This window comes from Paenibacillus lignilyticus, assembly GCF_017942085.1.
Lineage (GTDB): Bacteria > Bacillota > Bacilli > Paenibacillales > Paenibacillaceae > Paenibacillus_Z > Paenibacillus_Z lignilyticus.
Map to the genome: position 1 here is coordinate 79,013 of NZ_JAGKSP010000010.1, position 13,434 is coordinate 92,446.

The following is a 13,434-nucleotide window of genomic DNA, read 5'->3' on the forward strand; positions in this document are numbered from 1 at the left end:
GGTCGCTTTTTTGCCTTATTTGCCCGCGCACAGTGATTAATAAATGAAGTATAATGGGTAAAATTAAAGTTTAACGATGGCTTGTCGAAATAAGTGTTGTAATTCCGAGTATCCCGATGTATGATTACGAATATCAAATATATACTCTTCATAGAGATACTTGGAGGATGAGAGAATGCGCAGCAAGAGAAGTTTACCCGTCGTGATTGTTCTAGCCCTACTTACCCTGGTAATCAGTGCATGCTCCGGAGGCACTTCGAACAATTCGAATTCGAACACGTCTTCGAATAACGCACCGGCCAATAATACACAAGCGTCTGACAATGCGGGTACCGACGCATCGCAGCCGAAGGATGGCGGCAGCCTCATTATTGCTGTAGCAGCTGATCCGACGATCCTTAACCCGAACTATGCAAGCGACCGTGTCAGCCTAACCATTGACCAAGCGTTGTATGCTCCACTGTTCCAAATCAACAACGGCAAGAAAACCTTCTATCTTGCAGAGAGCTTGACGCCATCTGCCGATAACCTGACTTATACCTTAAAGCTGAAGAACGGCCTGACTTGGCACGATGGCGAGAAGCTGACTGCCGATGACGTTGTCTTCACTTTCAATAAAATTTTGGAAGAGAAACAAAACAGCTTCCTGCGCGGCAACCTCATCATTGGCGGCAAGCCGATCGAAGCGGTTAAAGTGGATGATACGACAGTCGACTTCAAGCTTCCGAGCGTAAGCCCGGCATTCGAAGCAACCTTGGTTCAAATCACGCCGATTCCGAAGCACATCTTCGAGAACGAAGCGGATATTGAGAAAAGCACGAAGAATGCAGCGCCAATCGGCTCCGGCGCATTCAAATTCAAAGAGTACAAAACAGGCGAGTACCTGACGCTTGAGCGTTTCGATAATTATTTTGGCGGCAAACCGCATCTGGATTCCATCACGTACCGTGTTGCGAAAGATACGAATGCAGCGAACCTTGCTCTGCAAAGCGGAGAGATCAACGTGAAGTACTTGGATCCGCAAGACGTAGCGACAATTGATGCTACAGGCAATTTCGAAATTAAGCCTTACAGCGAAGGCCGTCTGTCCTACCTGAACTTCAATGCAAACAGCGATACTGGCATCCTGAAGAAGAAAGAAGTTCGTCAAGCACTGTCTTATGCGCTAAACCGCGAAGAACTCATTCAAGCGGCTTACTCCTCTGCTGATTATGCAGAGCAGGCTCATTCCATTCTGACGCCGGATACGCTGTACCACACGAACGACGTTGCTTCATTTGACAATGATACGGCGAAGGCGAAAGAACTGCTGAAAGCGGCAGGCGTTAAAGAAGGACAGAAGCTGCGTTTCATCGTGTCGAGCGGCAACAAAGTTCAAGAGTCGGTTTCCCTATACGTGCAACAGAAGCTTAAAGAAGTCGGTCTTAATGTAGAACTTCAAAATATGGATGCATCGGCTTTCGGCGATAAGGCTTACGATCCGAAGGCAGCTGATTTCGAATTCTTCGTTGGTGGTTACATTATGGGTTCTGACCCTGATGCATACAGCATCCTGTACGCGACAGGTGCTGACTATAACACGACACATTACTCGAATGCGGAAGTAGACGGCTTGTGGAAACAAGGCGCTGCGGAAGGCGATACTGCAAAACGCGGTGAAGTGTACAAGAAAATTCAAGAAATCGTTGCGGATGATGCTCCTCTCTTCCCAATCGGTTACACGAAAACAATCGTTGCCATGGACAAACGCTATGGCGGCATTGACGAAGCGGTTCTGAAACCGGTCGTAATCTTCGAAGATCCGTCCAAACTATATTTGAAATAAGAACGTTCAAAAAATAAGCTGGATCGTTCCAGCTTATTTTTTGCTACTTGAAAGCAAGGAGAATCCAGCATGAGACAGCTCATCGCCAAACGATTATTGCAGACCATCCCGATGCTCTTCTTCGTCTCGGTTGTCTGCTTTGCTATGATTAAGATGGCTCCGGGCGATCCGGTGCTTTCCTTTGTTACACCCGCCATGCATGCTGACGATATTGAGCGGATTCGGCACAATATGGGGCTCGATCAGCCTGCGATTGTGCAGTATTGGGAATGGCTGAAATCCTGCCTTACAGGCAACTTGGGTTATTCCCTCATTAATCATCAGCCTGTGACGGAGCAAATCTTGGATCGTCTGCCCGCAACAGCAGGGCTGATGGGTGCCGCGATTGGATTGGCGGTATTGCTTTCGATCCCGCTTGGGCTGCTTGCAGGCGCATACCGCAACAAATGGGTGGACAAGCTGATTAATTTCCTCTCTTATATCGGTATTTCCGTGCCGCTGTTCTGGCTTGCTATTTTGTTTATCTATTTCTTCGCGGTTAAGCTGCACTGGCTGCCCAGTATGGGAATGCGGACAATCGGTACGAACTCTGCTTGGGATGTTTTCAAGCATGGCATTCTGCCTTGTCTCGTATTGGCGTTTGGATTCATGCCCGGTTACGTGCGTTACATCCGTTCGAGTACGATTGGACAATTAAAAGAAGACTATGTGCAAATTCAATATGCATTCGGTTCAACTCGAATGAAGATTCTATATCGCCATGTCATGAAGCATGTTCTGCTGCCCGTCATTACGCTGCTGGGGCTGTCCATGGCAGATTTGGTAGCAGGCGCTATTGTGACGGAAACGATATTTTCCTGGCCGGGTATCGGATCGCTGGGCATGACAGCCGCGAGGGGAATGGATTATCCCGTTATTATGGGCATAACGCTATTCTCATCCGTGATGCTGATACTGGGGAATTTGGCCGCGGATCTGCTGTACGGCATTGCCGATCCGAGAATCAAACAGACGAGGTGACTTCATGAATCGCACCAAATGGCGCAATGTTAGAATCGAGCTACTGTCGAATAAATTTGGGATCGCGGCCGTCGTCATTTTGGCGGTGCTGACGATTGGCGCCATTCTGGCGTTTCTATCCTCGCAGGATCCCAATCAATTGAATGTCTTGGAGCGGCTGAAGAAGCCGAGCTCGGCCCACTGGTTCGGGACGGATGACTTCGGTCGTGATTATTTTACAAGGGCGCTGTTCGGCGGTCGCGTATCGCTGATGGTTGGTTTCGCGTCCATGATTTTGGCTACGGGTATCGGCGTCACCATCGGGGTGATTAGCGGCTACTTCGGCGGCAAGCTGGATAATGTACTGATGCGTGGCGTAGAGGTGATCATGTCGATTCCTTCATTCTTAGTTCTGCTCTTGCTCAGCATTTTCTTGAAGCCGAATGTCGGCAGCATCATTCTTATTATTGCTTTATTAATGTGGATGAATATCGCGCGGATCATTAGGGCGGAGACGATGACGGTGAAAGAGCGTGAATTCGTTCTGTATGCCAAAGCTTCGGGGCAGAGCGCCATCGGCATTATTATTCGGCATATTTTGCCGAACCTGATGCCCGTCATTATCGTAGGCGCGACGAATACGATCGGGAATGCCATCATGATGGAGTCGTCCCTTAGCTTTCTCGGCTTTGGGGTGCAGCCGCCCAGCGCGACATGGGGCAGCATGCTCAACAATGCTCAGGGTTATATCGCGCAGGCGCCTTACTTGGCGGTATTCCCAGGACTATTCATACTACTGACGGTTCTTAGCTTCAACGTGCTTGGCGATATTTTGCGCGTCGGATTTGAACCGAAGCTCACTCGGAGATAACCGGTGAACAGCAGGCACAAGGGAGTGAGTCACAGATGACAAAACGGTTACTGACCGCCACGGACCTTAAGGTTTCTTTCTTCACCCGCGAAGGGGAGAATCAAGCTGTCCGCGGCGTCAGCTTTCATATTGATGCAGGGGAGACTGTCGGTATCGTCGGCGAATCCGGCAGCGGCAAGAGTGTAACGGCGAAGGCGTTGATGGGGCTTATTCCGCCGCCGGGCAAGGTGCTTCAAGGGGATATCACGTTTGACGGGAAGTCGATCGCGAAGCTGTCGGATAAAGAATGGCGCAAGCTGCGCGGCAATCGGATCGCGATGGTGTTCCAAGACCCGATGACGGCGCTCAATCCCGTGCAGCGGATCGGCGATCAGATGGCGGAGGTCATTCAGCGGCATCGCGGCTTGAAGCCGAAGGCGGCGATCGCCGAGGCGATCGAAATGCTGCGGCAAGTCGGCATTACGGAGCCGGAGCGGCGCGTGCGCCAATACCCGCATGAGTTCAGCGGCGGTATGCGCCAGCGGGTTATGATTGCGATGGCGCTGTCCTGCCAGCCGGAGCTGCTCATTGCCGATGAGCCGACGACGGCGCTCGACGTGACGATCCAAGCGCAAATTCTGGATCTGCTCAAGGAGCTGAAGGAGCGCTCCCAGACGGCAGTCGCGCTCATTACGCATGATCTGGGCGTAGTGGCGCAGGTGTGCAGCCGCGTTGTCGTCATGTACGGCGGCATGGTGATGGAGGAAGGACCGGTAGAGCAAATCTTCTACAGTCCGCAGCATCCTTATACGCAAGGCTTGCTTCGTTCCTTGCCGAAGCCGGACAAAGGCTCCAAGGAAAGGCTGGTCCCGATCGACGGCACGCCGCCGAATCTACTGGACCCGCCGCCAGGTTGCCCGTTCATGGAGCGCTGTCCGCATGCCATGTCCAAGTGCGCAGCGCTGCCGCCGGTCACCGAGGTTTCGCCGGGGCATCGTTCGCTGTGCTGGTTAACGGTTGAGAAGGAGGGCGGCAACCATGAGTGAACGACGCGATGATTTGCTTGTCGAAGTGCGAGGACTTAAGAAGCATTTTACGAAGAGCACGGATGTGTGGGGCAGGCCGACCGAGGTGCTGAAGGCCGTGGATGGTGTCAGCTTCGGCATCAAACGCGGAGAAACGTTCGGCCTTGTCGGCGAGTCCGGCAGCGGAAAGTCGACCGTCGGCCGGTGCTTGCTTCGGCTTTACGACTATACGGCGGGCGAGGTTCATTTTGACGGCCATGAGCTGTCGTCGCTTGGCGAGCGGCAGTTGAAGCCGTTCCGCCGCCGCATCCAGTCGATTTTTCAGGACCCGTATTCCTCGCTGAATCCCGGCATGAACGTGCTGGAGCTAATTGGGGAACCTATGGATATTCACGGGCTGCATCGCGGTGCCGAGCGTAAGGATGCCGTGGCTGCGCTGCTGGAGCGGGTTGGATTGAAGCGGGAGCATCTGCTTCGTTATCCCCACGAGTTCAGCGGCGGTCAGCGACAGCGGATCTCGATTGCCAGGGCGCTCTCAGTGCGGCCGGATTTTGTCGTATGTGACGAGCCGATCTCGGCACTGGACGTATCTGTCCAAGCCCAAGTTATTAACATGCTGGAGGATTTGCAGCAGGAGTTTGGTTTAACTTATCTCTTTATCGCGCATGACTTGTCGATGGTACGGCATATTTCGGACCGGATCGGCGTGATGTACGGCGGCCGCTTGGTTGAAGTGGCGTCAAGCGAGGAGCTGTACGAGAATCCGCTGCATCCTTATACGAAGGCACTGCTTTCTTCAATTCCGGTACCGGACCCGCGTGCGGTAAGCGAGCGAGTGATCTGGACGAAGGAAGCCGGAGCGGTTGTGCCGGAGTTGCGGGAAGTTAGCCCGGGACATTTTGTGGCGCTGGAGTAGGATTGATGATGGATATAGCATAGTGCATAGAGTATATAGCAGGGAGGAAAGCATGATGGCAGCAGAAGGAACGGAACGGGTGAAGTTGTCCCAATGGGACGCGATGCTGATTGAGTCGCTGCGTGTACTGGGCTGGTCGGACGAGGAGCTGATTCGCCGTACGCAGCAAGGCGACCTGCCGAAGGATGACACCAGCATCTATGAGTTTAACTACGAGGAGCTGGCGGCTTTCGCTGCCAAAGAACCGGCAACGTTCGAAGCGGCGGTACGCTCCGGCTACCAGATCAAGTACAACACCATTCGCGGGATTCGCAGCTGGATTGCCATTGCATTCGCTCAGGAGCCTGAGCTTGTGCTGGAGGAAGGCCGCGAAGCGGTGATCGCTACGCTGACGCCGGCTGAGAAGGCGCGTCTGGATGGAGTGTTATCGCATGGCTGGACGATTCTCGATGGCGAAGGTGAGGCAGGAGCGGGAGCGGCTGTATATCGGATCGTGCCGCAGGCTTAGGCTTAGATGATAGAGCAGCTCGATGAAAAACCGTCCCGAAAGTGCACTTTGTGCCTTAGGGGGCGGTTTTTTTGCGTTTTGGGGAAAGTGGGGGCGAGGAAGTGTTGCAACTAGTAGGGATCATCCCCTCTGGGAGCCGCTTTTCCCATTTCCGATCGGATGATATGGCTCTAACGAATCCAGGAGGGCTTATTTGGGCCAAATGGGCCGGTTTGAAATTCTAACGAATTCTAGCGGTCTTATTTGGTATCAAAACGCCCGTTCCCACTCGAATTTCCCTTAATAAGGCTCCTACGATTCGTTAGATTTTATTTAGGGCTATTTTCACCCAAATAAGACCTCTACGATGCGTTAGCCGCATACGGCCACGGCCAATGTTGCAAAAGGGGCACGGTTGGATCCGGAGCAGGCGCTGGCTAACTGCCGAAGTGTAGCCCTTAGAGCGCCACATGAGCAGAAATCACCAACAAACTGCGCAAGTGTTGCCCCAGAAGCACGATAGCTGCCTTAATGCGCCGACTTTACCAGGCGCATTAAGGCAGCGCCTCCGGTCGCATGTACCGGTCGCGGAATACCGATGGCGTGACGCCTTCGGCGAATCGGAAGCGCTCGATGTAGTAGCTTGGCTTCGAGAAGCCTGCTTCAAGGGCGATTTGCTTCACGGGCTTGGACGTTGTGATCAGCATCTGCTTCGACAGCTCGATGCGCTGCATATTCAAATACGTTAGCGGTGGCATACCCATCTGCATATGGAACGTCCGGCTAAAATAAGCCGGGCTTATTCCGCATTGATCGGCCAGCTTCTGCAGCGGCAAATCCTTGGCGCAGTTCATGCGCATGAACTCGGCGGCGCGCCTGATGGCATGCACCAGGCCGGGCTCGCTTGGTGCGTTCAAGTCCACGGTATGGAGCAGAATCTCGAGCAGGATCTCATACGATAAAGCGGCATACCGAGGCACGCAGGCCATGTCGTTCTTGCCTGCCGCTTCCCAGAGCTCCTCCATAAGCGCGATCAGCCGCGTATTTCCTTCAAACGAGAAAGCCCAGACTTCGCCGATCCGCTTATCGCCGATCAAATCCCGAATCCCTTCCCCGCTCAAGTAAATCCACCACACTTCCCACGGGTCATCCGCGTAGGTTCCGAAATGCTGATACTGATCCTCGGCATAAACGAATCCCATCCCGGGCTTCAGCTCAACGGAGCCGACACTCGTCCGGAGCCACCCGCTGCCTCGCACAACAAAGTGGATATTGTAGAAATTCTCAGCATAACGCATGCCGTTAACGAAATGGTTCGGCTCATCGAAGATATGTCCAACGCCAATCGGGTAGGCCGGGAAACGGTTGAAATCAGGTTTGGCTAAAAAGTGAGCCTCGTACATCTTCATCAGCTCCGCAAAAAGTTGGTATGTAAATCGCAAAAAGCAGGTATCCGATTCACGATAATAATAGTATATATTGAGTTTATGGAAGACGGAATAACAAAATCATCATACTTCTTAAGTGGAAGGACGCTGAGGCATGGAGTATACGACATTTGGGCGAACGGGATTGAAGGTATCCAAGCTTGGCCTTGGAGGGGCGCCGATCGGAGGCGATTTCAAGGATGTGGATGAAGCGGAAATCGAGCGCGTCATTCATGAATCGTTGGATCTGGGCATTAATTTCATCGATACGGCTCCGTTATACGGAGGCGGCTTATCGGAAGAACGCTTCGGCCGGGCGCTTGCCGGCGGGAGACGCGAGAAGATTGTACTCGCCACGAAAGCGGCGCGCTTCGATAAGGATTACGATTATGCAGGCATCATCAATTCTGTAGGAGAAAGTTTAAAGCGCTTACAGACGGATTATATCGATCTGCTTCAGCTCCATGATGTGGAGAAGAAACCGTATGACGTCATTATTAACGAAGCCATTCCGGCGATGCAGAAGCTGCGGGAAGAAGGCAAAATTCGTTTCCTCGGCGTCACGACGCGCAACCTGGATTTGCTGAAACGCTATATGGAGACCGATGTGTTCGATTCCATTCAGTTCTACGCCCGTTATATGCTGCTTGATTATTCCGCGGCCAAAGAGATCATTCCGCTCGCCAAAGCCAAGAACATTGCGGTTATTAACGGCAGTGTGCTGGGCATGGGACTGCTGGCGGATGCGCCTGCGAAGTTTCTGAATGAAGAACTGACCAGCGAGGCAGCCAGGCGCATGGAGAGTTTGGCATTCCTGCGGCGCACGGAGCCCAAAGGGCTGGTGGAACCGGGGATGCGATTCAGTCTGCAAAATCCCGATATCCATGTCACGCTGACCGGCACCGCTTCGAGCCGCTCACTGCGCGCCAATATCTCCTATTGCGACGGCCAAGGCTTGGCGCCGGAGGATCACAGCCGAGTAATGCGTTTATTCGCGGACAGCCCGTCCTTATTTGCTTAATCCACAACTAATTAACCATCTAAAGGAGCGTTTACGACGATGACCTATATTGTGAAAAACACCCATACGATCAGCGATGAATTGCTGGAGGAATTGAAGCTTGTCAGCGTAAGCACGGCTTCTCATACCCTTGTTGAGATGGGGTATCGCAACGCTTATATGCAAGGGATAATGCCATTAAGCTTTCCCGAAGGCCAGGAAAGCGCGGTAGGCCGCGCGGTAACCTTGCGTTTCATTCCGCTGCGAGAGGACCTCGTAAAGCAGCAGTATGATACGCTGCCGGAATCGCCGCACCGGGTTGCGCTGGAGTCGATTACGCAGAATGATATCCTCGTTATCGACACCGGCAGCCATATGGAAACCGGCGTTATCGGCGATATTTTCACCCGTCGTCTCCGTTACCTGGGTGGTCAAGCCATCATTGTAGATGGTTGTATTCGCGACTTGCAGCGGGTAAAAGCTGTGAATTTCCCCGTGCTGGCCAGAGGCGTTCACGGCGGCGCGATTCCGCGCTCCCTGATGTCGGTTGGTTTCAATGAACCGATTCGCTGCGGCGGGGTGTCCGTTGTGCCGGGCGATATTATACTGGTAGACCGGGATGGGGCTGTTGCCATTCCGCCGCAATGCGTGGAGGATATCGTGAAGATTGCCAGAGCGCATGATGAGCTGGAAGAGCGCTGGATCAAGATGAAGCTGGACGAAGGCGCATCGCTGCACACGCATTATCCGCCTAACGCAGAAGCGAGGATCGAATTCGAGAACTGGAAGAAGGAGAATGGCTATGCTTAAACTGCAGGCTAATCTTGCTTTCTATGAGCCGCCGAAGTGGGCTTTGCTGGAGCGCCAGCTCATCAATCTGATGAACGACGCGGTAGAACCGTTGTTGGAACGCTATATCCGTCCTGACGGCACGATTCTGTGGCCAACCACGGATACGCATACCGGCATCGATGCGTTGGACGACATGTACGAGAGCTTTTTCAATTGGCCGTTGTTCTATATCCTGGGCGGTCATGAGAAGTTCAAGACGTTATCTAAGAAGGAATTCGACGCGATTACGGCACAATTCGCGCGTTATGATTCCGGTACCGGCCACAAAATGGTCGAGAAGGAATATGAGCAGGGCTATGACTGGTTCCACCAAGGCGAAGGCTATACGATGTTTTACCATATGGGGCTAATGGATCCGAATGATCCGGTTATCAAAGAGCGCGCGAAGCGTTTTGCCGGACTCTTCCTCAACGAAGACCCGGAGGCGATCAACTATGACCCGGAGCACCGCATCATTCCATATCCGCATTCCGGCAGCAAAGGCGCGACGGACCGCAATTTCAAGACTCATTTTAGTGGCTGGTATTATATCGATTGGATGAGACATTACGGACTTCATTTCCAAGACGTGCCCGGCGTAACTACGCTGGATGATCTGAAGCATGACGAAGGCGCAATGGCGATGGGCAAGGCGATTGTCGAGCGCGCCTCGCGCGGCGATATTCCGCTGAATTTGCTGGCCACCAGCATGGTGACGAATGCGTACTTGCATACGGGCGATCCGAAGTACAAAGCGTGGGTAAAAGAATACGTGGACGCTTGGATCGACAGAACGAAGCAGAACGGCGGTCTGATTCCGGATAATGTCGGCTTGAACGGGATAATCGGGGAGCATAACGGCGGCAAGTGGTACGGCGGCTGGTATGGCTGGACTTGGCCGCATGGCTGGGTAAGCATTGGCCAAGGCGTTGGCGTTGCTGCGCAAAACGCGCTCCTCCTGGAACGCGATCCTGCGTATATGGATTTTCTGCGCTCGCAGTTGACCATCATGAACGATAAGGCGATTGTCGGGGAGGATGGCACCCGCTATTTGCCTAATAAATTCGGCGATCCGGGTTGGTATGAATACACAACCTCGAATATTATTCTTGATGACGACGGGAAGACGGTGACGTGGAAGGATCACGCCTTCGAGTTCACCACCATCGAGCCGTTCTATCCGACGCATCTCTGGTACATGTCGATGGAAGAGGCCGATCATACGCTGCTCAAGTCGCTGCGCAATTATGCGAAACCGGATTACAATCAGATTCGTTATTTCCGGAACAAGGACCAAGCCGGACATGATTATTGCTGGGTTTCCTATCTGGAAGGGGAATATCCGAGCTATCCGGAAGAGATCTTGAGCTATAATTTGACTCAAATTTATCAGCGCCTCAGCTTCATGCGCACAGATACGGAAGATCCGGCGGATTACCGGGATGATTACTTGCAAATTCGCAATACCGTGACGCTGGAAGGCTTGCTGCAGCTTACGCTCGGTGCGCCGTCTCCGCTGTATAACGGCGGTCTGCTGCAGGCGAGGCTCCGCTATTACGATGCAGATGCCAAACGGCCGGGATTGCCTGCCGATGTGGCGGCACTGGTCGAGAAGCTGGAAGCGGATCGGACGACGGTGAAGCTGGTCAATCTTCACCCGACGCAGTCCCGCAGCGTCATCTTGCAAGCAGGCGCATTCGGCGAGCATCAGTTCACGGATGTAGCGTACACGGTGTTCGGTACAGCTGTGAACGATGGCAGCCAGCTGAGCGCATCCACGACGATGGAGAAGCTGCCGAGCGGTTTGTTCAATCCGCAATCGGCAACAGCCACGGCGGAGGTCAACGACAAATGGCTGCAAGTGACGATTGAGCCGGGCAGCCACACGACGCTTGAGCTTGGCATGGCGCGTTTCGTAAATGATCCTTCCTATCAGGAGCCTTGGAGTGAATAACATGTCTAATGAAATCGAACGGATCATCTGGATATCCGCCATCAAGCCGGACATGGAGGAAGCGTTCCTGACCGAGCTGGCAGGCGCGGATGCCTCATTGAAGAAGCGCCTGAAACAGCAGGGCGTGGAAACCTGCAGCGTGTTCCGCGAAGGGCGGTACCTCTTTACGTACTTGGAGCAGCTGCAAGGCGGCAATAGCGACAGCGCCGGCAGTCGTGTCGAGCGTGCTCGCTTATGGGCAGCGGAAGAGAAGCTGTCAGCGTTGCTGGAAACGTGGCCGAGTATCGGCGGAGCTGGGGGCAGCTTGGAGCTGCGGATGAACGATATTTTTCACGATGATCTTCCGCAGCCCGATGTGCCATGGCGGCATCCGGACTACCGGCCAACGCAGCGGGTCGGCAGTCTGTCGAGGCTGAAGCCGGATCAATACGCCAGCTACGTATTCTTGCATTATCAGCTGCAGGAAGAGAAACCGAGGCTGTTCAACAAGTACTATATGATCGGCAGCTTAGGCGAATATATTTTCTCTTATCAGGAGCTTCCGGCGATTGTGGAGCCGCCTCGCAAGGGGCTGCTTTCAACAAAAGAGACGCCGCCGGATTGGGGCGTGGCGATGGAGCCGCATTTTGAGCCGTGGACGGATAAACCGGAAGCGGAGAGGCTTTGGTGCGTGCTGGAAGAGCTGTTCTATATGGGCCGAGGAGAATAGCTTTGGTTCGATAACAAAAAACCTTATCCGGCGTTGGCGGTGTCGCGAACTTTGCGAGCTGCCAACGCCGGATAAGGTTTTTCGGTTTGTTTAAGCCGACTGCTTATCGAATAAGTTGAACATCATGTTGTAGATCACCGCGGAGAGCGCGGCGAGAACGGCCAATAACGTAAACGTCCACGTGAAGCCAATCCAGCTGGTCAGCGGAATGGTGAGCGGCGAAAGTGTCCGTCCGAGCGTGTAGCGCAAGCTGGCGGCGGCAAAATATTGTCCGCGCATCTCCTCTGGCGCGAGCCTGGCGATAAAGGCTTGCTGCGGTCCCGCCGACATCAGCTCAGCCAGGGTGAAGATGGCAATCGCCAGCGTGAACCCCCAGAAGGTGGACATGAGGCCAAACATCTGAATGCCGACGGCGTAGAGTAAAGCTCCTCCGATGAAGATGTAGCGATCGCGGAAACCGACAATCCACTTGGTCACCAGTACGGTGAAGAGAGCAACGAGCAGTCCGTTCTCCGATACGATGAGGCCAAACAATTGCTGACCGGTCACTTCCAGATGCCAGTCCTTAAACGAGAAGATCGTTGCTTGCTGAATGGTTTCCTTCAAGAAGACCGGGAACAAGAGGTCCAGCTGCATGAACGTTTGCGAGAGCAGAACGCCGGCAATGGTGAAGAGCAAGAACACGCGGTCAGTGGCGATTACCTTGTAATCCCGCAGCTGCACAGCGACGGAGCGGTACCACGGATCACCGGCATTGGAGCGTTTGCGTTCGGCAAGTTTCTCCGGCAGCGTCTCCTGCAGTCGGTAGTTCATGAAGAGCGCGAGCAGCATGCAGATAATGGCCGCTATAACCAGCACGGTATAAGGATTGTCTTCATATAGGATCGATCCGAGCAGGGGTCCGACAACGACAGCCATATTGGCTGCCGTATAGAAGATAGCGAAGACGCTCGCCTGATCTTTCTCCTCGACCACATCGGCGACCATCGCTTGACTGGCCGGCCAATATAAGGCGCCGAAGAAACTGGCCATCGTAAAGCCGGTGAAGCCGAGAATCGGCATCGACAGCCAAGGGGATGCGGCTGCGGCGAATAATCCATAACCGACCGCTTGTCCATAGGCGGCAAACACCATCATGCGCTTGCGTCCGAAACGGTCCGCGCAGTAGCCGCCGAGCAAATTCGCAAATACGGACAATAACTGCGACACAACGAGGAGAACCCCGGTCCAGCCTTTGCCGAACTCGCGGGTGAAATAGATGGAGAGGAACGGAAAGAAGGTCCAGAAAATAACGTTAAAAGCAGCTTCTCCGCCGAGGCGGATTTTTAAATTTGAATCCCAATCTCTGATTTTCATGGTGTGTAAATCCCTCTGGTTCTAAGTGTTTAACCATCATACACCTTCTATTCAT

General features: G+C 53.3%; 12 protein-coding genes. 10 read left to right on the top strand and 2 right to left on the bottom strand.

The genetic code is table 11. The annotated features are described in order from the left end of the window. The first annotated feature begins 175 nt into the window (after window positions 1-175). From I8J30_RS21810 to I8J30_RS21835, 6 genes are all read left to right on the top strand, one after another. On the top strand, window positions 176-1,825 hold the full coding sequence (locus tag I8J30_RS21810) for an ABC transporter substrate-binding protein (protein WP_210661691.1): 1,650 nt from the start codon (window positions 176-178) through the stop codon (window positions 1,823-1,825). 69 nt (window positions 1,826-1,894) lie between these two features. Continuing rightward, complete coding sequence (locus I8J30_RS21815; protein WP_210661693.1) at window positions 1,895-2,845, top strand: ABC transporter permease; 951 nt, start codon at window positions 1,895-1,897, stop codon at window positions 2,843-2,845. Between the two features lie 4 nt (window positions 2,846-2,849). Beyond that, on the top strand, window positions 2,850-3,695 hold the full coding sequence (locus I8J30_RS21820; RefSeq protein ID WP_210661695.1) for an ABC transporter permease: 846 nt from the start codon (window positions 2,850-2,852) through the stop codon (window positions 3,693-3,695). A gap of 35 nt (window positions 3,696-3,730) precedes the next feature. Further along, entirely contained in the window at window positions 3,731-4,720 is a 990-nt protein-coding gene (locus tag I8J30_RS21825; RefSeq protein WP_210661697.1) for an ABC transporter ATP-binding protein, read from the top strand. Continuing rightward, the gene (locus I8J30_RS21830) at window positions 4,713-5,615 is read left to right on the top strand and encodes an ABC transporter ATP-binding protein (RefSeq protein WP_210661699.1); all 903 of its coding nucleotides are present in this window, start codon (window positions 4,713-4,715) and stop codon (window positions 5,613-5,615) included. Before I8J30_RS21825 ends, I8J30_RS21830 begins: the two co-directional genes overlap by 8 nt. Window positions 5,616-5,670: 55 nt before the next feature. Beyond that, on the top strand, window positions 5,671-6,123 hold the full coding sequence (locus tag I8J30_RS21835; RefSeq protein WP_210661890.1) for a hypothetical protein: 453 nt from the start codon (window positions 5,671-5,673) through the stop codon (window positions 6,121-6,123). 533 nt (window positions 6,124-6,656) lie between these two features. Here the strand turns inward: I8J30_RS21835 and I8J30_RS21840 are convergent. Further along, window positions 6,657-7,505, bottom strand: coding sequence for a helix-turn-helix transcriptional regulator (locus I8J30_RS21840; RefSeq protein WP_210661701.1), 849 nt, complete (start codon window positions 7,503-7,505; stop codon window positions 6,657-6,659). Window positions 7,506-7,644: 139 nt separating this feature from the next. On the opposite strand from I8J30_RS21840, the gene I8J30_RS21845 reads away from it, so the two are divergent. The 4 genes from I8J30_RS21845 to I8J30_RS21860 are packed head-to-tail and all read left to right on the top strand — an operon-like array spanning window position 7,645 to window position 12,023. Next, window positions 7,645-8,550, top strand: a complete 906-nt coding sequence (locus tag I8J30_RS21845) for an aldo/keto reductase (RefSeq protein WP_210661703.1) — start codon at window positions 7,645-7,647, stop codon at window positions 8,548-8,550. Between the two features lie 39 nt (window positions 8,551-8,589). Then, the gene (locus tag I8J30_RS21850; protein WP_210661705.1) at window positions 8,590-9,339 is read left to right on the top strand and encodes an RraA family protein; all 750 of its coding nucleotides are present in this window, start codon (window positions 8,590-8,592) and stop codon (window positions 9,337-9,339) included. After that, the gene (locus I8J30_RS21855; protein WP_210661707.1) at window positions 9,332-11,314 is read left to right on the top strand and encodes a DUF8034 domain-containing protein; all 1,983 of its coding nucleotides are present in this window, start codon (window positions 9,332-9,334) and stop codon (window positions 11,312-11,314) included. Before I8J30_RS21850 ends, I8J30_RS21855 begins: the two co-directional genes overlap by 8 nt. A 1-nt stretch (window position 11,315) precedes the next feature. Next, a complete protein-coding gene (locus I8J30_RS21860; protein ID WP_210661709.1) occupies window positions 11,316-12,023 on the top strand; it encodes a hypothetical protein in 708 nt (235 codons plus the stop codon). 90 nt (window positions 12,024-12,113) lie between these two features. On the opposite strand, the gene I8J30_RS21865 is transcribed toward I8J30_RS21860, so the two are convergent. Further along, the gene (locus I8J30_RS21865) at window positions 12,114-13,379 is read right to left on the bottom strand and encodes an MDR family MFS transporter (RefSeq protein ID WP_210661711.1); all 1,266 of its coding nucleotides are present in this window, start codon (window positions 13,377-13,379) and stop codon (window positions 12,114-12,116) included. Window positions 13,380-13,434: the final 55 nt, after the last annotated feature.

Bases quoted from the DNA above. Each gene is read 5' to 3' on its own strand.
- I8J30_RS21810 (WP_210661691.1), top strand. From the start codon at position 176: ATGCGCAGCAAGAGAAGTTTACCCGTCGTGATTGTTCTAGCCCTACTT.
- I8J30_RS21815 (WP_210661693.1), top strand. From the start codon at position 1,895: ATGAGACAGCTCATCGCCAAACGATTATTGCAGACCATCCCGATGCTC.
- I8J30_RS21820 (WP_210661695.1), top strand. From the start codon at position 2,850: ATGAATCGCACCAAATGGCGCAATGTTAGAATCGAGCTACTGTCGAAT.
- I8J30_RS21825 (WP_210661697.1), top strand. From the start codon at position 3,731: ATGACAAAACGGTTACTGACCGCCACGGACCTTAAGGTTTCTTTCTTC.
- I8J30_RS21830 (WP_210661699.1), top strand. From the start codon at position 4,713: ATGAGTGAACGACGCGATGATTTGCTTGTCGAAGTGCGAGGACTTAAG.
- I8J30_RS21835 (WP_210661890.1), top strand. From the start codon at position 5,671: ATGGCAGCAGAAGGAACGGAACGGGTGAAGTTGTCCCAATGGGACGCG.
- I8J30_RS21840 (WP_210661701.1), bottom strand. From the start codon at position 7,505: ATGTACGAGGCTCACTTTTTAGCCAAACCTGATTTCAACCGTTTCCCG.
- I8J30_RS21845 (WP_210661703.1), top strand. From the start codon at position 7,645: ATGGAGTATACGACATTTGGGCGAACGGGATTGAAGGTATCCAAGCTT.
- I8J30_RS21850 (WP_210661705.1), top strand. From the start codon at position 8,590: ATGACCTATATTGTGAAAAACACCCATACGATCAGCGATGAATTGCTG.
- I8J30_RS21855 (WP_210661707.1), top strand. From the start codon at position 9,332: ATGCTTAAACTGCAGGCTAATCTTGCTTTCTATGAGCCGCCGAAGTGG.
- I8J30_RS21860 (WP_210661709.1), top strand. From the start codon at position 11,316: ATGTCTAATGAAATCGAACGGATCATCTGGATATCCGCCATCAAGCCG.
- I8J30_RS21865 (WP_210661711.1), bottom strand. From the start codon at position 13,379: ATGAAAATCAGAGATTGGGATTCAAATTTAAAAATCCGCCTCGGCGGA.